Raw genomic sequence first — 24,842 nt, 5'->3', positions numbered from 1 at the left:
CGGCTTGCTTTAAAATCGCCATAATTTGGCTGTCGGAATAGCGTGCTGCTTTCATGTAGAGCTCCTCAAACACTGCGAGAAAATTCTACTTAAAAATGAGCTGGTTTTGTGGGGGGATTACCATTCCTCGCTTCGGCGTGCTTCAAGGGGATTTTTAAGCCCTACGCCAAGATTGTGGATAGTATGTTTTCTTTGTTTGCCAAGAACAAAACAAACCAATTATCTCGTACTGGGCATCCCCCTAAGCAATCACTTCCCCGCCAGCCACCGCGCCGCATCCAATGCAAAGTAAGTCAGAATCCCATCTGCACCAGCGCGTTTAAAGCCCATTAAGCTTTCCAGCACCACAGCTTCTTCATTTAACCAGCCGTTTTGTGCGGCGGCTTTGAGCATGGCGTATTCGCCTGACACTTGATAAACAAAAGTCGGTGCGGCGAATTCGTCTTTTACTCGGCGTACCACATCCAAGTAAGGCATACCCGGCTTCACCATCACCATATCTGCGCCCTCGGCCAGATCCAGCGCCACTTCATGCAAGGCTTCGTTCAGATTAGCTGGGTCCATTTGGTAAGTCTTTTTATCGGCCTTACCCAGATTCGCTGCCGAGCCAACGGCATCGCGGAAAGGGCCATAAAAGGCCGATGCGTACTTAGCCGAGTAGGCCATGATGCGGGTGTGGATAAAATCTTGGGCATCCAAAGCCTTACGAATCGCGCCAATCCGCCCATCCATCATGTCTGACGGCGCAATAATATCGACACCCGCCTCAGCATGGCAAAGTGCTTGCTTAACCAGCGCAGCCACGGTTTCTTCATTTAGAACATAACCATTGGCATCAATAATGCCGTCCTGACCGTGAATGGTATACGGGTCGAGTGCACCATCTGTGATCAGACCCAGCTCCGGAAAACGTGCTTTTAACTCACGCACTACGCGTGGTACCAAGCCATTTGGGCTCCATGCCTCTGCCGCATCCAGTGTTTTTAAGTCTTGCTCAATCACGGGGAACAATGCCAAAGCAGGTACGCCTAGCTTAACCGCCTGCTCAGCCGTATAAAACAGCTGATCCAGACTCTGACGGCTCACACCAGGCATAGATGCAATCGCCTCTGTGCGATTTTCGCCATCTAAAACAAACACCGGCAAAATCAGATTACTGGCAGTGAGATGATTTTCGCGCATCATGCGGCGGGAAAAATCATCGTGTCGCATACGGCGTAAACGGGTAGTAGGGAACGAGCGATTGCTATGCATAAGGCGCCACCAAACAAATAAGTGCGCTTATTTTAGCGAAGATTCAGAAAGGAAGATTGAGCAATGCTGACAAAACATGAAAAAAATACATACTGTAGCGTGAGCACGACCTTGTGCCCACGCATTATTAATCTATGCGTGGGCATAAAAACTTGCCCACCCTACATTTAAATAATCAATACCGTGCTAAAGCCAAACCACTGCTTTCAATCTCAGGGGTTTTCTTAGTAATCAAATCAGCCAGTACGCGGCCAGAGCCGCAGGCCATGGTCCAGCCGAGTGTACCGTGGCCTGTATTCAGCCACAGATTGGGATACCTTGTACCCCCAACCAGCGGCGTGCCATCCGGTGTCATTGGACGTAAACCCGTCCAAGGCTCGCCCTTACTGGTGTCACCGGCATCAGGGAATAGGTCATTGGTGACCATAGCCAGCGTGGCAACGCGGCCCATATCCAGATGCCTATCGTAACCCGCTACTTCAGCCATGCCACCTACACGCAGGCGCGAATCAAAACGGGTCAGCGCAATTTTATAGCTCTCATCCAGCACGGTAGAGCGTGGTGCAGCGTCGGCATTTTTCAAAGGAATAGTGAGTGAATAGCCCTTTACCGGATAAACCGGCAAATCCAAACCAAGTGGCAAGGCCAAGGCGCGTGATGTGCAGCCTGCGGCCAACACCACATGATCAGCATTCAGTACCTCACCACCCTTCAGCTGTACTTGCTTAATCTGCTGATTAGCCGCAATCAGACGCTCAACCGTTACGCCGTAGCGGAACACTACACCCGCTGCTTCACAACGCGCCGCCAGCTTATCGGTAAACATTTTGCAGTCGCCGGTTTCATCATTTGGCAATTGCAAAGCACCCACTAATTTGCTCGGCACCCGTGCCAAGGCTGGCTCTACATTGACTAAGCCTTGTGCATCCAGCAAATGATTTGGCACGCCAATCGCGCTTAAGATATCTGAATCGCGTTGTGCCGCTTCTAACTGCTTAGCGGTGCGAAACACCTGCAAAGTGCCAAGGCTGCGCTGCTCATATTGCAGATCCAGCTCTTCACGTAAATCACGCAAGCAATCACGGCTATATTCTGCCAAGGGCACCATGCGGCCTTTATTACGCTCGTAAGCACTATGTGTGCAATTGGCCAACATTCTTGCCATCCACGACAGCTGAAACAAGCTGCCATCAGGGCGAATTTTGAGCGGGGAATGCGGCTGGGTCAGCCACTTAACAGCTTTCCACGGAATGCCCGGCGCAGCCCAAGGTGCAGCGTATCCAGGGGATACTTGGCCCGCATTGGCAAAGCTCGTTTCGGTTGCAGGCCCGTCTAGTTGTTCTAGTACGGTGACTTCGCATCCTGCTGCGCGCAGGTAGTGCGCAGTTGCTACGCCGACAACGCCAGCTCCGATTACAATGACTTGCATAGTATTTAATCCTTAACCCACTGGGTGATTTCTGTTTGCAGCTTACCGCTGGGGGATAGGTTCAGCGATAGGTGATTCCCCTTGCATAAGTATATTTGGGTATTTATTCCTTAATCAAATAAATAAAGAAACGATAAACCCTATTTTTATACATATCAGCAATTTAATTGCCAATAAAAATGATTAGTTAGCATAAGCTTTACACCTAAACGAGCTTGATCCGTTTATAAAGGCTTTATGCCTATTATCTGCCAATCACTTGCCAAAAATAAAAACATACCGTACGATTGGTTTGTATTTTTAGCAGAGCATCCCATGGCAAAGCCCGTCACTAGGCAACAACTCGTCGAGCAAGCCACCGCCCTTTTTAGGATGAAAGGCTATGCGGCGACCAGCATCGGTGAAATTGTCCAAGCCTGCGGCATTAGCAAAGGCAGTCTCTACCATCACTTTGCCAGCAAAGAAGCACTGGGCTTAGCCACCTTGCTAGAGCTAGAAGCCTATTTTGATGAGCATATCTTTGCCCAAATAAACTCTCATCAGCCAGCCACCAGTCTTGCTGCGTTTAATTTGGCAATTGAGGAGTTTTTTTGGCAGCACCCTAATGGTTGTTTACTCGCCAATTTAAGCTTGGAAATAACTGCGGGGGAAGGGCCTTTTAAGCAGGGTATTCTAGATTTTTTCAGTAAGTGGCAAAGCTGCTACTACCAAGCTTTTAATGCTTTTTACCCTAGCAATAAAGCTAAAGCACTTAGCGAAGATGCGCTCGCCATCGTACAAGGCTGCATTTTAATGTATCGCATTAACGGCAATATCGAGCCACTACAGCGCCAGCAGCAAGCGCTACTAAGGCTCTGTGCTTAAACCCTTGCGGCAAAGCTAATATTTAACTACAAAAAACATACCAATCGTTTGGTATCTTCAAAGTGATAAACATGGATAAACAGACTATAAAGCATGCGCTACTAGCTGGATCAGGTGGATTTTTAGCCATTCTGCTACTCGCTAGCCTTAGCCAATTTGGCATGGCAGCTTTAATCATGGCGCCGTTTGGCGCTTCTTGCGTACTGCTTTTTGCACTGCCAGACGCGCCACTATCGCAGCCGCGAAACGTGATTGGTGGGCATTTAATCAGCGCCAGCCTAGGGTTTATTTTTTATACATTTGCCCCCAACACGCCTTTATTTGCAGCAATGGCCGTTGGGGTTGCCATTGCTGCCATGGTGCTGAGCAAAACCACTCACCCACCCGCAGGGGCCAATCCGCTGCTATTTTTTCTAGCAGCCAAGCCATTAAGTGCGTGGTTTTTACTCACCCCCGTTGCCAGCGGAGCCATTCTACTGGTGCTGATGGCCACGCTTTACCACCGTGCAACAGGGAAGCCTTATCCCACCGTACGTAAAATTTAAGCCGCCGCAATCAGCATATCGATATGCGGAATATCGTCTTCCAAATATTCCTGCCCAATCGTCACAAAGCCAAACAAGGCATAAAAAGCTTGTAAATGCGCTTGCGCACCAATGCGGTGGCCTTGCTGTGGATAAAGCTGGCTAGACATCCGCAAGCCCTCAGCCACCAACTTAGACCCCGTGCCACCACGCCTTGCATCTGGGTGAGTAATCACGCGGCCTATCGATGGCTCGGCATATTTAAGGCCCGGTGGCACTAGGCGCAAGCTGGCTAAAACGCGGCCCTGTTCATCCAAACCGAGTAAATGTTGAGAAACGGCATCGTATTGATCCATATCGGGATACACGCAGTTTTGCTCAACAATAAACACGTCTTGACGCAATTTTAAATAAGCATAAAGAGTCAGCGGATCAAAATCTGCCAAACCAAACCAACGCCATTGCAGTTCCATAATGAACCCCCTAAAAAAAAGGCTGCCGAAGCAGCCTATTTGTACTCATTCCACACAAGTTTTTCCATCAAAAAAACTTCAAACCTGTAGACACAGAGATTAATGAAAACTAGCAGCCTAGTTTTTCACGCCATTTAGCAATTTGCACTAGTACTTGGAATGGCGCAGTGCCGCCCACGTGGTTACGTGCATTTAAAGAGCCTTCTAGCGTCAGCACTTCAAAGATATCTTCACCAATCAGCGGTGAAAAGCTTTGCAGCTCGACCAATTGCAAATCGCCAAGGTCTTTATGCTTTTGCTCGGCATATCGCACGGCCAAAGCCACGGCCTCATGCGCATCACGGAAAGGAATACCACGCTTAACCAGATAATCCGCCAGATCGGTTGCGGTAGAGAAGCCCTGCTTCACCGCACGCACCATCGCTTCTGGTTTTACGGTAATACCGCGCATCATGTCCGCATAAATTCTGAGAGTATCAGTCAAGGTATCTACCGTATCAAACAGCGGTTCTTTATCTTCCTGATTGTCTTTATTGTAAGCCAGTGGCTGGCCTTTCATTAAAGTCAGCAAAGAAATCAAGCTACCATTAACTCGGCCCGTTTTGCCGCGCACCAACTCTGGCACATCGGGGTTTTTCTTTTGCGGCATGATGGAGCTGCCAGTGCAAAAGCGATCGGCAATATCAATAAAGCCATAGCGTGGGCTCATCCACAGAATCAGCTCCTCAGATAAACGCGACAAATGCGTCATCACCAGTGCTGCAGCAGCAGTAAATTCAATCGCAAAATCACGGTCTGATACGGCATCCAGCGAGTTTTGGCAGACTTCATCAAAGCCCAGCAATTTAGCGGTGTATTCCCTATCAATCGGATAAGTAGTACCCGCCAATGCCGCCGAGCCAAGCGGCAGGCGATTCACACGCTTACGCGCATCAATAAAACGCTCGGAGTCGCGGCCCAGCATTTCTACATAAGCCATCATATGGTGGCCAAATGTAACGGGCTGCGCCACTTGCAAATGGGTAAAGCCTGGCATCACGGTAGAGGCGTTTTTTTCAGCCAGATCGATCAGCGATGCTTGTAACTCGTGAATCAAACCCACCAGCAAATCGATAGCGCCGCGCAGATACAGGCGAATATCGGTGGCAACCTGATCATTACGGCTACGGCCAGTGTGCAGGCGTTTACCCGCATCGCCGATCATTTGCGTCAGACGGCGCTCGATATTCATATGCACGTCTTCTAAATCTAGACTCCATTCAAACGTGCCTTCACGGATCTCATTCAGGATATCGGCCATGCCGCCCTGAATGGATTTCAGGTCTTCGATCGATAGCACACCCACTTTATTCAGCATGGTGGCGTGCGCTAAAGAGCCTTGAATATCCACTTCAGCCATGCGTTTATCAAAATCTACTGAGGCGGTATAACGCTTAACGAGTTCGGTAACCGGCTCGTTAAAACGGCCAGACCACATCTTTTTGCCCTGATCTTGCATGTTTGTTTCCTGATTGAATCTAGATTTAGAGCAAATTATATCTGCCCGCATCAACAATACGTAAAATTTCCGTTGAATAAAGGAACGACTCAAATTATTTATCAAGGATGGTATGTAGCGAGCCCAATAAGGAACCTATACTGAGTAAGCAACAGAAGCAAAGTAGATTATTACTTATGCCTTAAGGAATTACCCTGTAACAATGGGAATTAACTTATAAAAAACTAAGCACTACGACTGCTCCAAAAGGCTAAAGGGCCGTATAATCCGCAGCATATAGAAGTAGTGGTATAAAAAATGCTGTATAGATAAAAAAGCCGCGCTTTCATCATAAAAAAGACACTAAAATCTTCAAATAATATTAGCAATGTATCTTGTTAATTTACCCCGTTTAAGAATTGGAACCCGTGCCAAGCGCATAGGCCAATCTGCCCAATCATTATAAACACGGTGCAGCGCCACACCGGAGGCCCTAACAGCAATGTCTAGAGACATGAAAAAAACAACACGCAGCAGCAACAATCCTAACGGCCGCAAAAGCGGCGGTGGTGGATCCTTGCTCACGGGCTTACTCATAGGCTTATTTGGCGGTGTTGCAGTGGCCGTAGCGGTGGCCGTATTTTTAAACCGTAGTGCCAATCCTTTTGCAGGAAAAGCCAGCACAACGCCTGCAGATGCGATCTCCTCTGCGCCGCTCGGTGTTGCACCGCAGCAGCCAGAAGTCCTTTCGCCTGGTGGCAAAAATGATGTGGTGATTGTAACCCCAGTGCCAACCGCATCCGCAGCTAAAAGCGAGAATGGTGAACGATTCGATTTTTATAAGATGCTGCCGGAACTTGCAGACAAAAAACCTGCCGAAGTGGCTAAGCCGGTAGAACCTAAAAAACCAGAAGCCAGCCCACCGGTAAAAGTAGAAGTCCCCAAAGGGGCTTATTTACAAATTGGCGCATTCCAAAATGAGCAAGATGCAGATAATCTTAAGGCCAAGCTGGCATTACTTGGCGTTGAAGCCCGTATCCAAACCAGCGATATTCCAGGCAAAGGAATTTGGCACCGTGTTCGTCTTGGGCCATTTAACTCTAGCAATGAATTAGAAAGCGCCCGCTCACAACTCAAATCCAATGGCGTAGATAGCGCCGTGGTTAAATAATTTCAAAAACAGTTAGCAACGAGAACGACAAGGCAAGCAATACACAGGGCTCACGCTGCGTAGCCATGGAAGTGATCGTTTTTAAATGGTGTTGAAATAACTTTCAGGATCAGTTTATGTTGAATACTTGGCTCAAACGCTTACTTATCTCTACCACTCTTTTGGCAGCCAGCCTTGCGCATGCAGAAATCCGCGAAGGTGTGGAATACAAAAAAATGGCAAAGCCACAGGCAGTTGCAGTGGCTGGCAAAAGCGAAGTTATTGAGTTTTTCTGGTATGGCTGCCCACACTGCTTTACCGTTGCCCCCTATGTAGAAGACTGGGCAGGCAAATTACCCGCTAATGTTAATTTCCGCCGTATCCACGTCGCTTGGCCAGGCCGTAGCGATATGGAAGGCCACACCAAGATCTTTATCGCCCTACAAGCCATGGGCTTGGAAGCTAAGCAGCAGCTTGCGGTAATGACTGCGGTGCAAAAAGATCGTATTGAGCTACGTAAAGAAGATGTGTTATTTGACTGGATCAAAAAACAAGGCATTGATGTTGCAAAGTTCAAAGCTCAATACAACTCATTTAGCAGCAGTGCTCAGCTAAATAAGCTTGCGCAAATGACGCGTGATTACCAAGTAGATGGCGTACCCATGTTTGTAGTGAATGGCAAATACGTCACCAGCCCAGCGATGGTAGGCAAGGAAGACGGCACCATTACTCAAGTGATCGATCAACTGCTTGCGCTAGATAAGCCAGCGGCAGCAAAAAAGAAATAAGCTTGCTAAATACCAAAACGCCCCGAGCTAATTAATCGGGGCGTTTTTTACGCCTTGAATAATCAAATGGCTTGCACCAGATTTCCCTCTCCCCTAGCCCTTTCCCCAAATGGGAGAGGCAGACAAGCAGCGCCTGCGGCGCAATGCTGCTTTATATGGAGCTTTAACATGCAATGGATCGATCTGCGTAGTGATACCGTCACCCAGCCTACAAATGCAATGCGTACCGCCATGATGAATGCAGTGGTGGGCGATGATGTTTATGGCGATGACGAAACCGTGAACGAGCTTGAGCGCCTTGCCGCAGGCATACTGGGCTTTGAGGCGGCGCTATTTGTGCCCACCGGCACCTTTGGTAATCAGCTCGCACTGTTTACCCATTGCGAGCGCGGTGATGAAGTCATTTTAGGCGAAGACAGCCATATTGTTTGGCATGAAGTGGGCGGTGCAGCGGTGATTGCAGGGGTAAATCTGCGCCCTATTCCCACAGTAAATGGTGTGCTGGACGCAAGCCAAGTTCGCCGCCGTATTCGCCCCGAAGGCGATATCCATCTGCCACGCACTCGGCTCATTTGCATGGAAAACGCCCACTCTAGCGGTCGTGTTATTCCACTGGCTGCCATGCAAGAAATCTGGGAAACAGCACAAACATCGGGGCTAAAAGTCCACTTAGACGGCGCTCGGGTCTTTAATGCCGCCACCAGTTTGGGCGTGGATGTAAAGCAAATTACCCAATATGCGGATAGCGTGATGTGCTGCTTATCCAAGGGCTTGGCAGCGCCGGTAGGATCGATCCTAGCTGGGGACAAAACCTTTATTGAAATCGCCCGCAAAAAACGTAAATTACTGGGTGGCGGCTGGCGACAAGCAGGTGTGCTGGCCGCTCCTGCACTATTAGCACTCACAGAAATGACCCAGCGCTTAGGTGAAGACCACGCCAACGCCCAATATCTAGGCAAAAAACTGGCCGAGCTACCTAATGTGCAAGTCTGCACCGATCAGCTGCAAATCAATATGGTGTTTTTTGAGATCACTCAGCCAGTAGATGAAGCCAAAATACTGGCACATCTAAGCGAATGTGGCATTAAATCTAATGGCACAGAAGCGGGCCAATGGCGCTTTGTTTGCCACTGGCAAATCGGCAGGGCAGAGATTGATAGGGTCATTGCGGCCATGAAAGAAGCGCTAGCAGCAGCTTAATATTTCACTTTAAGAAGTGGGCACAATCTTGTGCCCACTTGATCTTAATTACCTTAACTTATCCACAACCGCTAGCAAAGGCAACAATACGCTAGCGCCAAATTGACGGCTACGCTCGCCGTTCCAGCCCACTTCGGGCAATGGGCGTTTTGCGGTGTCTTTAAATGGCATTTCAATGGTGTAAGCCAAGCAATCAAAGGCATCGCCTACCCAGTTAGTACCAATCGTCAGTGTTTCTGGGCCAAACTTGCCTTTTTCGTAGCCAAATTCAGTCTGAAAATCTGGGCAAGTCGCCAGCCATGAGGCTTTAAATGCCGTTTGCAGCGCGTCTTGGTGCTTAGAAAACGATGCGTTATCGTCACAGCCCGCCACAAAATTATGCGGAATCGCCTCATCGCCGTGCACATCCAAAAAGGCATCGATACCGGTTTCCAGCATCATCTGGCGCACCAAGAAGACTTCTGGGCTGCGCTCCATGCTTGGCGTTGACCATTCACGGTTCAAATTGGCCCCCGCCGCATTGGTACGCAAATTACCGCGCACGCTGCCATCTGGGTTCATGTTTGGCACAATATAGAACACGGCTTTTTCCAACAGTACACGGGCTACGCTATTTTCTGGGTCGAGCAGTGTTTCCAGTAGGCCTTCAACAAACCACTCTGCCATTGATTCACCAGGATGCTGGCGCGCCGTAATCCAGATCTTTTTCTTACCTGGCATTTCCACACCAACACGCAGCAAATCCATATCACGGCCATCCAGCGTGCTACCTAAATGCACCAGCTCGCACAGGGGAGAAGCTTCTACCGCCTCGCCAATCAAGCGCATATGGCGCTCCCAAGAGTAAGGCTCAAAGTAAGCGTAGAACACCGATTCACGCTCTGGGCGATGGTGGATGCGCAAAGTTTTGCCATCGTAATCACTGGCCACGCGGAACCAGTTCTCGGTGTCGTAACTGGCCACGGCATTATAATCAGGCCAGCCATCGGGATAAGCGCTGCTGGCTGCATTATCAAAATGAATCACACAGTCTTGGTCTTTAGCCCCAAGCAGCCGAAAGTGAAACCACTGGCTAAATGGCGAAGCATTATCACTACGGATATTCAGATGAATGTTTTGTGCATCAGCAAGGCTGACCACTTCAATCGCGCCAGAATCAAACTGGCTGGAAATTTTTAACATAATGCGATCCTAAAATAGAAAATATTGAAGCTAAAAAAACTCAAATCTTGAAACACGGAGTTAAGGAGAACACAGAGAGCCACGGAGAAAAGCAAACGTGAATGACGATTATTTAGCTTCTTCGTTTGGAATGAAATTGATTGGTTTTCTCCGTGAGACTCCGTGTTCTCTGTGCCCTCCGTGTTTCAAGATTTGGGTTTATTAATAAAGATTAGCGGCCTGTTACTTCAAACGGATAGACTAGGCCTAGCTCGGCTCTGGCTGCGTCCATCATGGCTATCATGGCTCTGGAATGAGCGTAAGGCATTAGCGGGCTTTCGCTTTGGCCTGTGGTCAGTAAATGGCAAAAATGAGCGGTTTCGTATTGCAGGCCCGAGCCTACAAGTGGCGCTTCCAGCCTGACTTTACGGCCATCTTTATAAAAAATGGTCGCGCCTGTCGGGTTCCACCATTTTTCATCCAATACCACATGCCCATCCGGCCCAGCCAGCATGGCCTCACCCGATCCGGCTAGATCCAGACCGCAGTAAAGCTGGCTGATGCCACCGCTGTGCTGACTATTGATGCTGGCAAAAGTATCCACCCCGCCATTCAGCCGCCCCAAAGCCTGCACTTCTTGCACGCCGCCCAGCCAATCTACCGCTAAAAACGCGCCATAAATGCCAATATCCAAAAGGCCACCACCTGCCATTTCGGGCTTGAGCACGGCATGATCTGCGGCCACATTGGGGCTGGCAAAGCCGCAACGCACAAAAGCAATCGGCCCGATCGGATCGTTTAATAAGTGCTCACGCAAACGCTGATACAGAGGATAAAACCCCGGCTTCATTGCCTCCATAAACAACTGGCCGGTTTGCGTCGCCACATCCAGCACGCGTTCCAGCTCGGCAAGGCTGGTCGCCGCAGGCTTCTCGCAAAGCACCGCCTTACCCGCCTTCATCGCAGCCATACTGTACTCAGTATGGCTGGTATGGGGCGTGGCGATATAGACCGCATCGATATCGCTGGCGAGCAAATCATCCACGCTTTGATGCACCACCCCACCGTACTGATCAGCAAAAGCAGCCGCCTTAGCTTGATTGCGGTTCCATACGGCAGCAAGCTGGGCCTCGCCCGAAATCAAAGCCAAACCCTGAGCAAAGCGATGAGCGATATGGCCAGTGCCGATAATCCCAAAACGAATAGTCATTGAGCGCCTTTATTAAGAGATGACACAAACTGTAGGGTGCAATAAGTCTGAGGCTTTATTCAGACGCATTGCACCTTGAGAGCCAAGCCATGCGGCGTAATGCAGCCAAGCAAAAAACGCTTGGCTTTATTAACGCCCTACAATTCTTCAAATCATCCAGCTCATCTATATCATTTTATTAAACCTAACCAAAGCCAAGCTACCTAATAAATTAGGTAAAAACTCAATTTTCTGGCCTTGATTTAATACCAGCTGATGATCAATTTTTAAGCCTAGTTTATTCAATAACTTTGCAAAATCATTCACGGTGCAAAAGTGAATATTAGGTGTGTTATACCACTCGAATGGAATCGTTTCTGATACCGGCATACGGCCCATTAGGATTTGCCAGCGGTTTTCCCAGAAACCAAAATTAGGAAAGGTGACGATACCGGTTTTACCCACCCGCAGCATTTCTTGCAAAATACCTTCAATATTGTGCATAGCCTGAATCGTGAGCGAAAGCACCACATAATCAAAGGAATGATCTTCAAAAGTGGATAAGCCACTTTCCATATCGCTTTGAATCACATTCACGCCATTGGCCACGCAGCCCACTACGCCATTGACATCAATTTCAACGCCATAGCCGCTGACTTGTTTTTTAGCCGCCAGCCAAGCCAGCAATTCACCGTCGCCACAACCTAAATCTAATACTCTGGATTGTTGGGGAATCCAATCGGCAATATATTGCAAATCAGGGCGTAAAGTTTTTAGCTCGCTCATTGGGCAATCTCCTTAGCAATCCGCTGCATATAGTTGCGCATAATCGAATGATAAGGAGCGTCTTCCATCAAAAATGCATCATGGCCGTGTTCTGATTCAATTTCTGCATAAGAAACCTGGCGCTTAGCTGCCAGCAAGGCTTTTACAATTTCTTTAGAGCGGGCAGGAGAAAAACGCCAATCGGTGGTAAATGAAACCACCAAGAATTGCGCCTTGGCTTCACTTAAAGCCGCCACTAAATCATTATTGTAATGACGGGCCGGATCAAAATAATCCAGCGCCTTGGTCATCAATAAATAAGTATTGGCATCAAATACTTCGGCAAATTTATCGCCCTGATAGCGCAAATAGGATTCGATTTCGAATTCCACTTCAAAGCCGTATTTATATTCACCCGAGCGCAATAGGCGGCCAAATTTCTCGCCCATGCCATCGTCGCTTAAATAGGTGATATGGCCCAGCATTCGCGCTAGGCGCAGGCCACGCCGTGGCAGGGTATTGTGCTGATAGTAATCGCCGCCATGAAAATCGGGGTCGGTTAGAATGGCTTGGCGGGCCACATCATTAAAGGCGATATTTTGCGCGGTTAATTTTGGCGCAGAGGCAATCACCAAGCAGTGGCGAATTCGCTCTGGATGAGTAATCGACCAACGCAATGCTTGCATCCCACCCAAGCTGCCGCCAATCACCGCAGCAAATTGCTGGATACCAAGCCGATCAGCCAGTCTTTTTTGCGTTTCTACCCAATCACGCACCAGCACCAGCGGGAAAGTTGAACCATAGGGTTGACCCGTAGCGGGGTTAATCGAGGAAGGCCCGGTTGAGCCATGACAGCCACCCAGATTATTTAAACCAATCACAAAGAATTTATCAGTATCGATGGGCTTACCCGGGCCAATCATGGTATCCCACCAACCTGGATTTTTATCATCAACCGTATAACGGCCAGCTACATGATGATTACCTGACAGGGCGTGGCAAACCAGAATGGCATTCGATGCATCGGCATTCAGCGTGCCATAGGTTTCATAAACCAACTCGTAATACGGCAGGATAGCGCTGGAAGCTAATGTAATTGGCTCGTCAAAAACCGCTTTTTGAGCGGTGACTAAACCAACGCTGCGAGGTAGCTGCATTGTTTTTCCCAAGTCTAAAAAGCCCAAACTACAGGCCACAAACCATAAACCTTCAACATGGAGCACACGGAGAAAGGCAAAAACGAGAGTGAAAAAATATAAATTTCTCTAAAGGTTTTCTCCGTGAAACTCCGTGCTCTCTGTGTGCTCCGTGGTTTAAGATTTGGGTTTTAAGCCCTTATTTATTTAATTGCTGTAATTGCGCCCGCTCAGCCTCGGTCCATTTATCTTCCAGACCAATCAGCTGATCACGGTCAGCAAATGGCGGATAGCCTGCTTTCATGGTGAGGCGAATATAGTGGTGGATAAAAACATCCAAGCAAACATGCATAGCGCGCATATCGCCCTCTTCTTGCTCACGCTTTTTAGTGCGCAAATATAAATCAAAATCTGCGGCCTGAATGCGCTCATCCCACAAGCCAATTTTAGCCAATGCACTACGGGCTATCATTACGGTATTGCCAACAAAACCTTCTTTTACCTGATGCTTAAACCGATTTTGTCTATCCAGACAAAAAGCCTCCCAGTTGCGATACATCAGCTTGTGCATCCAACTGAGCGTGCTGCGGTTAAAGCCAAATAAACCCAATATGTTTTTAATTTTCTGCCAGCGATGCTTTAGTTTTTTGGTGGCCTGGGCATTTTCAATTTGCTCAATTCCGCAAACCGTGGCGACTTCTAAACCATTAGCCTGCATGGATGCAATCAGCTTTGCGTCCCATTGGGGGGATACGATAATGTCATTATTTAGAAAAGCAAGCCAGTCATATTTTGCAATGCCAATCCCCTGATTCTGGCTGTGCGGATAGGCGTAATTAGCGTGATTACGAATCACGGTTGCGCCCACCGAATCAAAGAATTCAGCACTGCCGTCATTTGAGCCATTATCAATAATAATCAGCTCAAAAGGATGCTGGGTATAGCGCTGCAAATGCTCCCAAAATAGCTGATTTACAGCTAGCTGATTATGGATGGCGGTGATAACGCTAATCATAAAGAAACCTTACGCTGAAAACTGGGGCCAGCTAATAAAGCACAAGCCAATAGCACATAGGCTAGGCCCGTAATATTGTCGGTAAAAAATGAATTGGCTAAAGTAGATACGCCGTAAGAGCAAACTAACACCAAGCCCAACCAGCGCTCTGCTGAAACGCTATTCCATGCTTGCTTGGCTGTAGCGAGTAAAACTAAAACCAAGGACAACATCCCTACAATACCCAGCTCTACCCCTAGCCATAAATAATCATTATGCGGGTTTGCAAAAGAGCGGCGCACTTCTGAATCGCCTGCATTTTTTAAATAATTTTGCTTATAGCTACCGGTGCCGTGCCCTAAAACCGGTGCTTGTTTAATTAAATCTTTAGCCACTTTATGAAAAAACAGGCGCAGACCAACCGAGGTATCAATATCGCCTTTATCATAACTTTGCACATCGCTTTGCACAGTGCTCATCCCAGTGCGCAAGGAGCTAGAGCCTAAATAAAGCAAAGGCCCCATTACGGCAGCGGCAAGCAGCGCAATAAGAAAACCTCGTCTACCCTGCCATAACACCACCAGTAACCCCAATAACAGCAAGAGCAAGACTTGAGCAGTGCGCCCTTTCACCATAAAAAATACATCAAAAATACACAGGGCAATCGTGATCGCCGCAGGCCAGCGCCATTGCTTAGGCAAGCGGCCAGCCATCCAGTATGCCGCCAGCCCGCAGGCAAGAAAACTCACAAAAGTGCTGTGATAGGTATGTGTTCTAAAAACCGAATAATCACCTACAGCACCCTGAATAATCGGTACGCCACTTAAACCACTCGCCACCGAAAGCAGCAGGGTAATCATCGCCCCAAGGCCAAATCCGGCTAATAAATACTGGCGTACAGGGGCTAGCGTACACACGGCAAAAAACAAAGGCGCTAATAAATAGGCCCGCATTTTAAGCAACATGCCCAGCGCATCGCTAATTGAAGCGTCGGTCCACAATACGCCCAGCACAAATAAGCCATACATCAGCAAACTAGCTTGAATCAGCGGCTGGCGTAAAGCGTGTGCAATATGTGCGCGGATTTCTGGACTAAAAATGGCAAATAAAACCAATACCCCTGCGCTGATATTTTGCATGGCGGTTGAAACAGGAATGGCAAACCCCGCCAAAAAAGCAAACCACAGCAGAGGCTGCCGAGCAATATTTAGATTCATGCCACCACCAGACGATAATGTTTTTTAGTTAAATCGCGGCCCAGAAGTTTTTCTACTTTCATTTGCCAGCGATGACGTTTTTCGCGTTTAGATAGACGATATTGCGGATCCGCCGTGAATACTAATTCGGCATAATCTTGAAACCAAGGCTGCACAATCGCTGGATGCTTACCTTTAAACGGCTGCAAAATACTGGCATCAATCTGGCTGTAATCATGCGCCTTGGGCGTGTGATTCCAATAACGGGAAACCTGGCGAATTTTTTCATTCATTTTGGCGCTAGAGCGCACGTGGCCATAGTGATAAATCGGGCAGCCCACCAAAGCGGCATTTGGATAACGCCCACGCTTATTTTGATGCATTACCACCCAAAATAAGCCATCGGGGGCCCAGCTGCGAATGGTGTTACGAATAATCCTTGGCGCACGACGATACCAAGCAGGGCTTTTGGCCACTAAATCTGGGCAGCCATAAAAATGGTGGTAATCAAATACCAGCGCTTCAACTTCAGGATTGGCTAAATGCTTTTCCATTGCGGCGCGAATCTTGGGCGCATCTTCTTCGTGAATGACCTCGTCGCCTTCCAGATAAAATGCCCAATCCCCGCTGCAATTAAATTGCGCAATCATTTTTTGCTGGGCGTAGACATAACCACGGTCTTGCATATCCTCATTCCAGGTGGTTTCAATCACCCGAATCCGTGCATCGCCAATTGCACGCACCCGCTCCAAAGTATCATCATCACTTTTACCCACCGCCACGACCACTTCATCGCAAACGCTAAGTAAGCTGTTTAAACTTTCAATATAGGGATAGCCAAGCAGAGTGCCATTGCGTAGGAAGGTAAAACCGCTAACTTTCATAGGGAGTCCGTAAAATGGGGGATCTATTAAGCATTATTTATCTAATAATTATGTTAATAGAGCCTTGCGGGCAACAAGCCAATCGGGAGATTATAGCAGCCTCAATACAGCTATCTTGCGTCTTATACGCTCGCACAAAATGTTAAAAATAAGTGGTCTAATTATTACGTTTAATGAAGCGCACAATATTGTGGAATGTTTAGCTTCCATGAAACAAGTTTGCGATGACATTGTGGTGGTTGATTCTTGTAGTAGCGATAATACGGTGGAATTAGCAAGGCAAGCAGGTGCTACCGTCATTTCGCAGCCCTTTCTAGGTGATGGCCCGCAACGCAGCGTCGGTCTACCGCATTGCCGCCACGATTGGGTGCTTAATTTAGATGCCGATGAGCGCCTAGAAGACGATTTGGTGGCTTATTTAAAAAATACTGATTTAAGCCAGCAAAATGTCAGCGCCATTGAAACACGCCGCCGCAATTATATTGGCAATCAAACCACCCGCTTTGCTGGGCAATATCCGGATTATGTACGGCGCATATTTAATAAAACACAGGTGGATTTCTCACCAGTCAGCGCTCACACTAAAATTCAAAGCAATTCATTAAAACAAATACCCGCGCATATTACCCATTATTCTTATAAAGATTATCCAGATATCTTTAAACGAGCCTGCCTCTACGGCACATGGCAGGCGCAAACTATCGCAAAAACCAATAAAAAAATCGGCCCGCTCACACCAGGCTTTCACTGCCTGTTTTCATTTTTAAAACATTATGTGATTAAACTTGGCTTTCTGGCTGGGCACGATGGATTAGCAATATCGCTAGGCAAAGCCATCGCGTCTTACATCAAATACGCCCATGCGATTGAGTTACGCCGAAATAAAAACTAAAAAATCCAAATCTTAAACCACGGAGTTTAGGAGGGCACGGAGGATCACGGAGAAAACCAACAGAACAGAAGGTATTTCTCCGTGGCCCTCCGTGTTCTCTGTGTCCTCTGTGGTTCAAGATTTGGGTTTAGGTTTGGAATTCACATCATCGCAGCCAAGATGGCCGTCTCTATCGCCGCCCAATCAGGCACGGTTTCGCTGCTGACTATCACTTCAAACCGTGAATCCCGGCGGTAAGCCGTGGTGGTGGCGCCCGGCATGCCGTCTACCCAGTCGAATCGATACCAGTCCCGCTCGGTATGAAACACGCCTTTCGCACGCGATAGGCCGGTCAAACCCAAGCTTTGTGGTTGCGATAGCGCATCAAATAAATCGGCAAGTTTGGCGCTAAAAAACATTGTTTCCGGAGCAAAAATCCAGCCACAACTATGTGAGCCTAAGGCGGAATGGGATTTTTTAATCGGCCAAACCAACTCTTCTTCCACAGCAGCCACGGGTTTAACGCGTTTACGCAGATTATTACTATGCATGTTAGGCGTGCTGGCGACTGGCCAGCGTTCCGGATGCAGCTCTAAATCCAACAACGCGGGGTCGAACTCACCTTGCACGGCCTCCACAATGGCAAGCTTTGGCGGGAACATGGCTTGTGCCATTTTCCACGCTGCGGCCATTTGATCGACATCGGCCAGATCGGCCTTACTCAGCACAATCACATCGGCCAATTGCAATTGATCACGCCATGTTTCATGGCTGGTGTAGCGGCTATCTTGCAAGTGCCGCGCATCCAGCAGGGTGAGCACCGCCCGCACATCCAAGGCGGCGGCTAAAAATGGATCACGCAGCAAATCGATAATCCCCGCCGGATGCCCCAAACCAGATGGCTCGATCAGCAGGCGATCAGGGCGCTTACCTTTAAGTAATTTAGTCAGCGTAACGCGCAGCATGGGGCTGGTAGTACAGCAGATACAACCGCCGGGTACTTCGGCAACCTGCAAGCCATCCGCCGCCACCGACAGGCTTGCCCCATCGATACCCACTTCACCAAACTCATTCACCACCACCGCCCAGTACTCATCCTGAGGTTTAGTGGCAAGCAGCTTCATCATGGCGGTAGTCTTACCCACGCCTAAAAAACCACTGATTAAATTAACCGGAGTGCGATTCATAGATTGTCATTTGTCCTAAAACAGAGGATCTCAAAGTTCTTTTGGCACAAAACCCAAATCTTGAACCACGGAGGAAAAGGAGAACGCGGAGGGCCACGGAGAAAAGCATTACAAGGTTTTCTCCGTGTAACTCTGTGTCCTCTGTGCTATCCGTGGTTCAAGAATTGGGTTTTATGTGCAAGAAAAATTGCGGTGTTCTAGCTTATTGTGTCCGTATCTGGCTTAGGTTTATTAGGCCTTTGTACACCCGCATGCAAAGCTTGCATTGCCCCACCCATATCGCCTGCCAGCATTTTAGGCAGCACATGATGGGCTTTGATAAACACATCCATCATGCCTTCGAATTCTTCTTTGCGCGGTGGCTTCAATACAAAATTTGCCACCTCGGCTTTATTGCCAGGATGACCGATGCCGACGCGTAAACGCCAGAAGTTAGGCGTGCCCAGATGGGCTTGAATATCTTTTAAGCCGTTATGCCCGCCATTGCCACCGCCCTGCTTCAGTTTGATTTGTCCTGCGGGAATATCCAACTCGTCATGCACAACGAGGATTTCTTCAGGCAAGATTTTATAAAACTGCGCCAGCGCCACCACGGCTAAACCACTGCGGTTCATAAAGGTTTGCGGCTCTAGCAGCCATACATCGCTACCGTGCAGGCGGGCTTTGGCTGCCAAACCATGAAATTTATTATCGTGGCGTAAAGAAGCGCCAGCATCTTTGGCTAATTCATCCACCCACCAAAAGCCAGCGTTATGGCGAGTTGCTGCGTAATCGCTACCTGGATTACCCAAGCCTACAATCAGTTTAATATGCGGCATAGTCTTTCTAAAGCAAGCAAAAAGGGCTCTATGATACCGCTCTTTCTGCCCCAAACCCTGAGTTTAACGCGAGGGTCTGTTGACGTTTCATTCACAATTGCGCTGAGCGAGGAAAATCCCTCGCACGCAGAGGGTTTGACCCATTTTTGGGGCTGCACAGCGTTAAAAATCGCTAATGGTACTCGTGCCATGTCGCAATTTTTGCCTTGTTCAGCCCCAAAACTGGGCCAAACGCAGCAGTGAATGAAACGTCAACAGACCCTAGATATAGACGTAAAAAAACCCGCCGCAGCGGGTTTTTTAAGTACTTAAAACTTAAACAGCTTTTGCGCCGTTCAGGTTTACGATACCTAGGTCTTTACCAGCAGCCAACGATACCAATTCGATACCTTCAGGCAATTTGATGTCAGATAAGTGAACCGAAGTATTCATTGCAGACAAATCAGCAAGGTCAACAGTTACGAATTCTGGCAGCTTAGAAGCTACACAACGAATCATTACTTCGTTCAATACGGTGCTGATCGTACCGCCTTGCAACTTAACGCCCAAGCTAGCATCGCCGTTAACGAAGTGCAATGGCACTTTCAATTCAACAACAGTTGCTTCGTTTACGCGTTGTAAATCAACGTGCAGAACCAATTGCTTGAATGGGTGATATTGAACAGCGCGAACCAGAACTTGCTCAGCAGCAGCGCCTTCAACGTTCAATGTGATCAAAGCAGTGTGGAACGCTTCTTTTTGCAGAGCGTAGTACATGCTGTTGTGATCAAGTGTTACGGCTACAGGGGCTACATCGCCACCGTAAACGATTGCTGGCAAACGACCGTCACGACGCTGGCGGCGGCTCGCACCCGTACCTTGCGTGTCACGTGCTACTGCATTGATTTCAAATGTCATGATAAAACTCCATACGCACCGAAGTGCATTTTAATAAGCACTGTCCGCGACCAGACAGTGCAACAGAAAACCCAGATAAAATATCTGGGTTTTGAATTCTTAAGCCGATTTAATCGACAAATAACGAAGAAACAGACTCATCGTTATTGATGCGACGCATCGTTTCAGCCAAGAGGCCTGCAATCGATACCACGCGAACGCGGCCGCTATCTTGCGCTGCCTGGCTAACTGGAATGGTGTCAGTAACAACCACTTCGTCTAAGTCAGATTGCATAATGCGCTCAACCGCTGCACCAGAAAATACCGCGTGAGTGGCATAAGCCAATACGCGCTTGGCACCGTGTTGCTTCAACGCTTGCGCGGCTTTACACAGGGTGTTGGCGGTATCGATCATGTCATCGATAATCACACAGGTACGATCTTTTACATCGCCGATAATATGCATGACTTCGGCAACGCCAGCCTTAGGACGGCGTTTATCGATAATCGCCATATCCACGCCTAATTGCTTAGCCATAGCGCGAGCACGTAATACGCCGCCTACGTCTGGGCTAACTACCATTAGGTTTTCGTAGCGTTTTTCGCGGATATCCGACAGCAATACGGGTGTCGAGTAGATATTATCTACAGGGATATCAAAGAAGCCTTGGATTTGATCAGCGTGTACATCGACTGTAAGCACACGATCTACACCCGCCACGGTCAGCATATTTGCAACCACTTTAGCGGAGATCGGTACACGAGCAGAACGAGGACGGCGATCTTGACGGGAATACCCTAGGTAGGGGATTGCTGCAGTAATGCGGCCAGCCGATGCGCGTTTCAGCGAATCAACCATCAACATTACTTCCATCAAATTATCATTGGTCGGCACACAGGTGGACTGCAGAACAAACACATCGCGGCCGCGAACGTTTTCTAGCAGCTCAACGGTCACTTCGCCGTCAGAGAATCGACCAACCGTGGCACGGCCGATCGAGATGTCTAGGTGATTAACTACGCTATCAGCAAGCTTCGGGTTAGCGTTACCAGTGAACACCATGAGACTATCGTAAGCCATTTCTGTATTCCAGAAGGACGAAAAGCGCGTAATTTTTAAATTACACGCTTTTCTATTCGAATGATGGCAGGGGAAGAAGGATTCGAACCTTCGCATGTCGGAATCAAAATCCGATGCCTTAACCAACTTGGCGACTCCCCTAATGAAACTGCCCGCAACTACTCGGCAAATTCATGTAATGGATGCTTACTTAATGACCTTGCAACAAATCCGGTCATATTTTTTGGCAGGTCGTATATTACACTGTTTGCTTCGTTAGGTGAAGTAAAACTTGCAAAAACACAACTACCTGAGCCAGTCATCCTTGCGTTTGCATACTGGCTAAGCCACGTAATACTTTCAGCTATCTTTGGATGACTTTTACAGGCCACCGCTTCCAGATCATTTTGGGTGACGGCGCTACTGAGGAGCGGAACTGTAATCGGCGGCGTATTTCTTGTCAAGCTTGGATCGCGAAAAATCTGCGGCGTGGACACGTGTACTGCTGGATGCAAGATCACAAAATGGGTATCTGGCGTAGCAACCGGCGTCATTATTTCGCCAATCCCTTCAACAAAAGCCGACTCGCCAAAAATAAAAAACGGCACATCGGCCCCCAGACTTAAACCTAACTCCATCAGTTTGCTACGAGGTAAATTAAGCTGCCATAGGCGATTTAGCGCCAACATCACGGTAGCAGCATCAGAGCTACCACCACCCACGCCGCCACCCATCGGTAGGCGCTTATCTACACGGATATCCACCCCTAGCTTGCAGCCTGTGGCGTGCTGCAGCAAACGCGCAGCACGCACGGTGAGATCTGTATCGGCCGGAACACTAGGCAAAGGATTGTGATGAATCACCTCTCCACTGGCATTCACCCGTAAGCTAATCGTATCGCTTAAATCAATCAGCTGAAAAACCGATTGCAGCAGGTGATAGCCATCAGGGCGACGACCAACAATATGTAAGAAAAGATTAAGCTTGGCTGGAGCAGGAAAATCTTGCCAAACACTATTTGTACCTAGGGATTCCATTGCCATTCTGATATCACTACTTTAATTTCAAGATCGTCACGACTTAGCATCAGCCTATGTGGCAAGCTAGGCTGGCCGCGATAGTCTGTGCTCTCGATACGCCAACCTGCTTGCTCAAGCAGTTGGCCATTTTCAATTTTGCTTTGATGGCTTACGCTATCTGGATCGGCCTCGCCACGCAACCACCAGCGCAGGCCAGACACCGGTAGCGGCCAGCCCAGCGCTTCTTTGATCAACGCATCGGGGGATGCGGCCTTAATAACACGCTGATTAGCATCCTTAAAGCTCGCCAAGCCGGGGCTAAATCGCAGCTCTGCCACGGTTTGCCCAAGTGGGCCAGATAAAGATAACTCGCTTTGCTCGCCAAGCTGATGCCAATCAAACTGCGCATAATGCCTTTCATTTGCCACTTTTAAGGCCACTCGGCCACTGGCCGAATACCCAGAGCGGCTTACAGGAGGTGTGCTGGCGCAGCCCACTAAAAACAATACCGCAATTAACCATAAACGCATTAATGAATCCCTAAGCGTTTAATGGTTTCAACTAAAGTATCGTTTTTGGCATCAATCAAAGCTGCTGCATCAACCACTTTTTTTGCCTCAGCCTTTTCACCTAGCAGCCACAATACCTCGGCCAAATGTGCCGCCACGTCAGGCTCAGCAAGCTTGCTATACGCACGTTTCAGCAACACACTGGCTTCCTGCAACTTACCCTGCTTATAACGCAGCCAACCTAGGCTATCTAAAATCACGGGGCTATCTGGCTCTAGCGCAATCGCTTGCTCTAGCAATACCTCTGCCTCGCTTAATTTAGTGGTACGTGTCAGCAGGGTATAGCCAAGCGCATTCATTCCCTGTGCATTAGCTGGCATAAGCTCTACATACTTACGCAAATCGCTTTCAGCTAAGGCGTAATCACCTTGCATATCTGCAAGCAGTGCGCGGTCGTAAAGCAGATCGGTAGACTGTGGATAAGTCACTAGGCCCTTACTAAGAATTTCAACGCCTTTTTTATAGTTGCGAGCTTCACGGTACAACTGTGCTTCCATTTGGATACGCTCTACTTTTGCTTGCTCGGTATCACTAGGCAGAGCAGCAATAGCCTTACGTGCTTCTTCCGTGCGCCCTAAACGCGCCAAGACACGCGGTAGACGCTTTTTAGCCGAGACGGCAAAATCGCCGCCCACTTGGCTATACCAGCTCAGTGCCTCATCAAAGCGATAGCGCTCTTCAGAAATCTGCCCAAGGTAGTAGCGCAAATTATCCACATTGCGTGGGTTTTGTTTGATTGCGGCGCTGAGATTGCTATACGCCGTATCAAAATCACGCTGCTGAAGTGCAATTAAGCCAGAGCCAATCAAAGCATCCAGATTATTACTCTGTAGCTTTAAAATTTCTTGGTAAGCCTGTGATGCCTCAGGCAAACGCTGCGCCGCAACCAACTCACGCGCTAGGCTGTTTCTTAAGGTCAAAGACATTGGATTGTCTTTGATGGTTTTTTGTAGAAACTCGACGCTGGCTGCTGGCGATTGATTAGCCAATAGCTGCGCCTTGTACTGAATGGCGGTTTCCCAATTAGGCCTTGCTGCCAGCGCAATGCTTAACTCCGCCAGTGCATCATTAAACCGCTCTTGATTGGCCATTGCCACGGCACGGGCAAAATGCGCCTCAGGAAGCTGTGGATACTTTTGGGTTAGCTCATCGGTAAGCTTCCATGCCGCTTTTCTGTCAGTGGTCTTATCCCAAAGCAAATGCATTTGCATAAAGAATGCTGCCGCGTCTTCTGGTTTTGCCGCCAGCAGCGCTTCAATATGCGGCTTGGCATCTTCAATTCGATCAGCACGAATCAACAGAGTGAGCAATATTTGCCGTGCCCCCACCGAGTTTGGCGCAGCCGCTATCCATTGTTGGGCGGTTTCTTGTGCTAAACCCAGCTGTCCAGCGCCCACGGCCACTTCAGTCGCTCGGCGGGCCACTCGTGGATCATGGGTGCGATTAGCCAGATCATGCCAAGTTTGCGCAGAGAGCGCCGTGCGGCCTCGCTGTAATGAAACATCGGCGACTAAAAAGCGCAGCAATAAATCATTTGTCAGCGGCATGCGTGACAGTGTTTCTGGCGCAAAGCTTTCATCCCGAACCGTATCGGTTTCAGCAACCGCTTCTGCTGGCTCACTGGCTGCAGTGCTGGATGAGGATGTAGGAACAGCGGCGCATCCGCCCAAAAACAAGCCGCTAATAAGCAAGCATAGAGCTGAGTGTTTAAAAGTGGTGAGTCTGAATGGGACGGGCATGGCACAATCCAGTAACGTCATTAATGATTCCATATTAACTCGGATATTTCAGATAGTAATAGCACGTCTTACGCTTACTTATTTCAGAGCCACAGCGTAAGTCTAGCACCTTAACTATGCGGGCCTATTTAACTAAGCCTTATTTCCCTTACAAAACAGGGTATTGCATCAATATTTATTGGCCAATTACTCATATACCCACCATGAATAGGCAGCGTT

General features: G+C 48.4%; 24 protein-coding genes and 1 tRNA gene. 6 read left to right on the top strand and 19 right to left on the bottom strand.

Annotated elements, in window-relative coordinates; translation table 11 throughout:
* Positions 1 to 249: 249 nt before the first annotated feature.
* A complete protein-coding gene (gene hemB, locus R6242_RS17815) occupies positions 250 to 1,254 on the bottom strand; it encodes a porphobilinogen synthase (RefSeq protein ID WP_318429408.1) in 1,005 nt (334 codons plus the stop codon).
* Positions 1,255 to 1,429: 175 nt separating this feature from the next.
* Complete coding sequence (locus tag R6242_RS17810; protein WP_318429405.1) at positions 1,430 to 2,683, bottom strand: D-amino acid dehydrogenase; 1,254 nt, start codon at positions 2,681 to 2,683, stop codon at positions 1,430 to 1,432.
* Positions 2,684 to 2,998: 315 nt separating this feature from the next.
* Here R6242_RS17810 and R6242_RS17805 point away from each other — a divergent pair, with 315 nt between their 5' ends.
* On the top strand, positions 2,999 to 3,547 hold the full coding sequence (locus R6242_RS17805; RefSeq protein ID WP_318429402.1) for a TetR/AcrR family transcriptional regulator: 549 nt from the start codon (positions 2,999 to 3,001) through the stop codon (positions 3,545 to 3,547).
* A gap of 71 nt (positions 3,548 to 3,618) precedes the next feature.
* The gene (locus tag R6242_RS17800; protein ID WP_293937422.1) at positions 3,619 to 4,092 is read left to right on the top strand and encodes an HPP family protein; all 474 of its coding nucleotides are present in this window, start codon (positions 3,619 to 3,621) and stop codon (positions 4,090 to 4,092) included.
* Here the strand turns inward: R6242_RS17800 and R6242_RS17795 are convergent.
* Both R6242_RS17795 and argH read right to left on the bottom strand, forming a co-directional pair.
* Positions 4,089 to 4,544: a GNAT family N-acetyltransferase gene (locus tag R6242_RS17795; protein ID WP_318429399.1), complete on the bottom strand. Its 456-nt coding sequence runs from the start codon at positions 4,542 to 4,544 to the stop codon at positions 4,089 to 4,091. The two genes, R6242_RS17800 and R6242_RS17795, sit on opposite strands and share 4 nt — an antisense overlap.
* Before the next feature lie 109 nt (positions 4,545 to 4,653).
* Positions 4,654 to 6,042 (bottom strand): argininosuccinate lyase, encoded by a 1,389-nt coding sequence (gene argH, locus R6242_RS17790; protein ID WP_293937418.1) that lies wholly within the window; start codon positions 6,040 to 6,042, stop codon positions 4,654 to 4,656.
* Between the two features lie 493 nt (positions 6,043 to 6,535).
* Here argH and R6242_RS17785 point away from each other — a divergent pair, with 493 nt between their 5' ends.
* From R6242_RS17785 to ltaE, 3 genes are all read left to right on the top strand, one after another.
* Complete coding sequence (locus tag R6242_RS17785) at positions 6,536 to 7,192, top strand: SPOR domain-containing protein (RefSeq protein ID WP_293937416.1); 657 nt, start codon at positions 6,536 to 6,538, stop codon at positions 7,190 to 7,192.
* Positions 7,193 to 7,308: 116 nt separating this feature from the next.
* Positions 7,309 to 7,959, top strand: a complete 651-nt coding sequence (locus R6242_RS17780) for a thiol:disulfide interchange protein DsbA/DsbL (protein ID WP_318429391.1) — start codon at positions 7,309 to 7,311, stop codon at positions 7,957 to 7,959.
* 168 nt (positions 7,960 to 8,127) lie between these two features.
* A complete protein-coding gene (gene ltaE / locus R6242_RS17775) occupies positions 8,128 to 9,159 on the top strand; it encodes a low-specificity L-threonine aldolase (protein WP_318429389.1) in 1,032 nt (343 codons plus the stop codon).
* 48 nt (positions 9,160 to 9,207) lie between these two features.
* Here ltaE and R6242_RS17770 read toward each other — a convergent pair whose 3' ends face one another.
* From R6242_RS17770 to R6242_RS17740, 7 genes are all read right to left on the bottom strand, one after another.
* Complete coding sequence (locus R6242_RS17770; protein ID WP_293937409.1) at positions 9,208 to 10,341, bottom strand: M14-type cytosolic carboxypeptidase; 1,134 nt, start codon at positions 10,339 to 10,341, stop codon at positions 9,208 to 9,210.
* Positions 10,342 to 10,552: 211 nt separating this feature from the next.
* Positions 10,553 to 11,530 (bottom strand): Gfo/Idh/MocA family oxidoreductase, encoded by a 978-nt coding sequence (locus R6242_RS17765; RefSeq protein WP_318429384.1) that lies wholly within the window; start codon positions 11,528 to 11,530, stop codon positions 10,553 to 10,555.
* Positions 11,531 to 11,695: 165 nt separating this feature from the next.
* Positions 11,696 to 12,295: a methionine biosynthesis protein MetW gene (metW, locus tag R6242_RS17760; protein WP_318429382.1), complete on the bottom strand. Its 600-nt coding sequence runs from the start codon at positions 12,293 to 12,295 to the stop codon at positions 11,696 to 11,698.
* A complete protein-coding gene (gene metX, locus R6242_RS17755) occupies positions 12,292 to 13,431 on the bottom strand; it encodes a homoserine O-succinyltransferase MetX (RefSeq protein WP_318429380.1) in 1,140 nt (379 codons plus the stop codon). Before metX ends, metW begins: the two co-directional genes overlap by 4 nt.
* Before the next feature lie 178 nt (positions 13,432 to 13,609).
* Complete coding sequence (locus tag R6242_RS17750) at positions 13,610 to 14,425, bottom strand: glycosyltransferase family 2 protein (RefSeq protein WP_318429377.1); 816 nt, start codon at positions 14,423 to 14,425, stop codon at positions 13,610 to 13,612.
* The gene (locus tag R6242_RS17745) at positions 14,422 to 15,621 is read right to left on the bottom strand and encodes an O-antigen ligase family protein (protein WP_318429374.1); all 1,200 of its coding nucleotides are present in this window, start codon (positions 15,619 to 15,621) and stop codon (positions 14,422 to 14,424) included. Before R6242_RS17745 ends, R6242_RS17750 begins: the two co-directional genes overlap by 4 nt.
* The gene (locus R6242_RS17740) at positions 15,618 to 16,484 is read right to left on the bottom strand and encodes a glycosyltransferase family 2 protein (protein ID WP_318429371.1); all 867 of its coding nucleotides are present in this window, start codon (positions 16,482 to 16,484) and stop codon (positions 15,618 to 15,620) included. Before R6242_RS17740 ends, R6242_RS17745 begins: the two co-directional genes overlap by 4 nt.
* A gap of 139 nt (positions 16,485 to 16,623) precedes the next feature.
* Between R6242_RS17740 and R6242_RS17735 the strand changes: the two genes are divergently transcribed.
* The gene (locus R6242_RS17735) at positions 16,624 to 17,376 is read left to right on the top strand and encodes a glycosyltransferase family 2 protein (RefSeq protein ID WP_318429368.1); all 753 of its coding nucleotides are present in this window, start codon (positions 16,624 to 16,626) and stop codon (positions 17,374 to 17,376) included.
* 140 nt (positions 17,377 to 17,516) lie between these two features.
* On the opposite strand, the gene R6242_RS17730 is transcribed toward R6242_RS17735, so the two are convergent.
* The 8 genes from R6242_RS17730 to R6242_RS17695 all read right to left on the bottom strand — a co-directional run bounded on the left by R6242_RS17730 (position 17,517) and on the right by R6242_RS17695 (position 24,623).
* Positions 17,517 to 18,542, bottom strand: a complete 1,026-nt coding sequence (locus tag R6242_RS17730) for a CobW family GTP-binding protein (RefSeq protein WP_318429366.1) — start codon at positions 18,540 to 18,542, stop codon at positions 17,517 to 17,519.
* Between the two features lie 197 nt (positions 18,543 to 18,739).
* Positions 18,740 to 19,360: an aminoacyl-tRNA hydrolase gene (pth, locus tag R6242_RS17725; protein ID WP_318429363.1), complete on the bottom strand. Its 621-nt coding sequence runs from the start codon at positions 19,358 to 19,360 to the stop codon at positions 18,740 to 18,742.
* 315 nt (positions 19,361 to 19,675) lie between these two features.
* Positions 19,676 to 20,257, bottom strand: coding sequence for a 50S ribosomal protein L25/general stress protein Ctc (locus R6242_RS17720; RefSeq protein ID WP_318429360.1), 582 nt, complete (start codon positions 20,255 to 20,257; stop codon positions 19,676 to 19,678).
* Positions 20,258 to 20,366: 109 nt separating this feature from the next.
* A complete protein-coding gene (locus R6242_RS17715; protein WP_099396806.1) occupies positions 20,367 to 21,317 on the bottom strand; it encodes a ribose-phosphate pyrophosphokinase in 951 nt (316 codons plus the stop codon).
* 64 nt (positions 21,318 to 21,381) lie between these two features.
* Positions 21,382 to 21,458, bottom strand: a tRNA-Gln gene (locus R6242_RS17710).
* A 17-nt stretch (positions 21,459 to 21,475) separates the two neighbouring features.
* The gene (gene ispE, locus R6242_RS17705; protein ID WP_318429352.1) at positions 21,476 to 22,339 is read right to left on the bottom strand and encodes a 4-(cytidine 5'-diphospho)-2-C-methyl-D-erythritol kinase; all 864 of its coding nucleotides are present in this window, start codon (positions 22,337 to 22,339) and stop codon (positions 21,476 to 21,478) included.
* Positions 22,321 to 22,845, bottom strand: coding sequence for a lipoprotein insertase outer membrane protein LolB (lolB, locus tag R6242_RS17700; protein WP_318429348.1), 525 nt, complete (start codon positions 22,843 to 22,845; stop codon positions 22,321 to 22,323). The genes ispE and lolB overlap by 19 nt, the downstream gene beginning before the upstream one ends.
* Entirely contained in the window at positions 22,845 to 24,623 is a 1,779-nt protein-coding gene (locus R6242_RS17695; RefSeq protein WP_318429345.1) for a tetratricopeptide repeat protein, read from the bottom strand. The genes lolB and R6242_RS17695 overlap by 1 nt, the downstream gene beginning before the upstream one ends.
* Positions 24,624 to 24,842 lie beyond the last annotated feature (219 nt).

It is taken from the genome of Iodobacter sp. CM08 (genome assembly GCF_033446605.1).
In the GTDB taxonomy this organism is placed as follows: domain Bacteria; phylum Pseudomonadota; class Gammaproteobacteria; order Burkholderiales; family Chitinibacteraceae; genus Iodobacter.
This window is presented reverse-complemented; position numbering and strand designations above follow the sequence as displayed.

Coding starts and splice junctions, on each gene's coding strand:
- hemB (WP_318429408.1), bottom strand. CDS start 1,254: ATGCATAGCAATCGCTCGTTCCCTACTACCCGTTTACGCCGTATGCGA.
- R6242_RS17810 (WP_318429405.1), bottom strand. CDS start 2,683: ATGCAAGTCATTGTAATCGGAGCTGGCGTTGTCGGCGTAGCAACTGCG.
- R6242_RS17805 (WP_318429402.1), top strand. CDS start 2,999: ATGGCAAAGCCCGTCACTAGGCAACAACTCGTCGAGCAAGCCACCGCC.
- R6242_RS17800 (WP_293937422.1), top strand. CDS start 3,619: ATGGATAAACAGACTATAAAGCATGCGCTACTAGCTGGATCAGGTGGA.
- R6242_RS17795 (WP_318429399.1), bottom strand. CDS start 4,544: ATGGAACTGCAATGGCGTTGGTTTGGTTTGGCAGATTTTGATCCGCTG.
- argH (WP_293937418.1), bottom strand. CDS start 6,042: ATGCAAGATCAGGGCAAAAAGATGTGGTCTGGCCGTTTTAACGAGCCG.
- R6242_RS17785 (WP_293937416.1), top strand. CDS start 6,536: ATGAAAAAAACAACACGCAGCAGCAACAATCCTAACGGCCGCAAAAGC.
- R6242_RS17780 (WP_318429391.1), top strand. CDS start 7,309: ATGTTGAATACTTGGCTCAAACGCTTACTTATCTCTACCACTCTTTTG.
- ltaE (WP_318429389.1), top strand. CDS start 8,128: ATGCAATGGATCGATCTGCGTAGTGATACCGTCACCCAGCCTACAAAT.
- R6242_RS17770 (WP_293937409.1), bottom strand. CDS start 10,341: ATGTTAAAAATTTCCAGCCAGTTTGATTCTGGCGCGATTGAAGTGGTC.
- R6242_RS17765 (WP_318429384.1), bottom strand. CDS start 11,530: ATGACTATTCGTTTTGGGATTATCGGCACTGGCCATATCGCTCATCGC.
- metW (WP_318429382.1), bottom strand. CDS start 12,295: ATGAGCGAGCTAAAAACTTTACGCCCTGATTTGCAATATATTGCCGAT.
- metX (WP_318429380.1), bottom strand. CDS start 13,431: ATGCAGCTACCTCGCAGCGTTGGTTTAGTCACCGCTCAAAAAGCGGTT.
- R6242_RS17750 (WP_318429377.1), bottom strand. CDS start 14,425: ATGATTAGCGTTATCACCGCCATCCATAATCAGCTAGCTGTAAATCAG.
- R6242_RS17745 (WP_318429374.1), bottom strand. CDS start 15,621: ATGAATCTAAATATTGCTCGGCAGCCTCTGCTGTGGTTTGCTTTTTTG.
- R6242_RS17740 (WP_318429371.1), bottom strand. CDS start 16,484: ATGAAAGTTAGCGGTTTTACCTTCCTACGCAATGGCACTCTGCTTGGC.
- R6242_RS17735 (WP_318429368.1), top strand. CDS start 16,624: ATGTTAAAAATAAGTGGTCTAATTATTACGTTTAATGAAGCGCACAAT.
- R6242_RS17730 (WP_318429366.1), bottom strand. CDS start 18,542: ATGAATCGCACTCCGGTTAATTTAATCAGTGGTTTTTTAGGCGTGGGT.
- pth (WP_318429363.1), bottom strand. CDS start 19,360: ATGCCGCATATTAAACTGATTGTAGGCTTGGGTAATCCAGGTAGCGAT.
- R6242_RS17720 (WP_318429360.1), bottom strand. CDS start 20,257: ATGACATTTGAAATCAATGCAGTAGCACGTGACACGCAAGGTACGGGT.
- R6242_RS17715 (WP_099396806.1), bottom strand. CDS start 21,317: ATGGCTTACGATAGTCTCATGGTGTTCACTGGTAACGCTAACCCGAAG.
- ispE (WP_318429352.1), bottom strand. CDS start 22,339: ATGGCAATGGAATCCCTAGGTACAAATAGTGTTTGGCAAGATTTTCCT.
- lolB (WP_318429348.1), bottom strand. CDS start 22,845: ATGCGTTTATGGTTAATTGCGGTATTGTTTTTAGTGGGCTGCGCCAGC.
- R6242_RS17695 (WP_318429345.1), bottom strand. CDS start 24,623: ATGCCCGTCCCATTCAGACTCACCACTTTTAAACACTCAGCTCTATGC.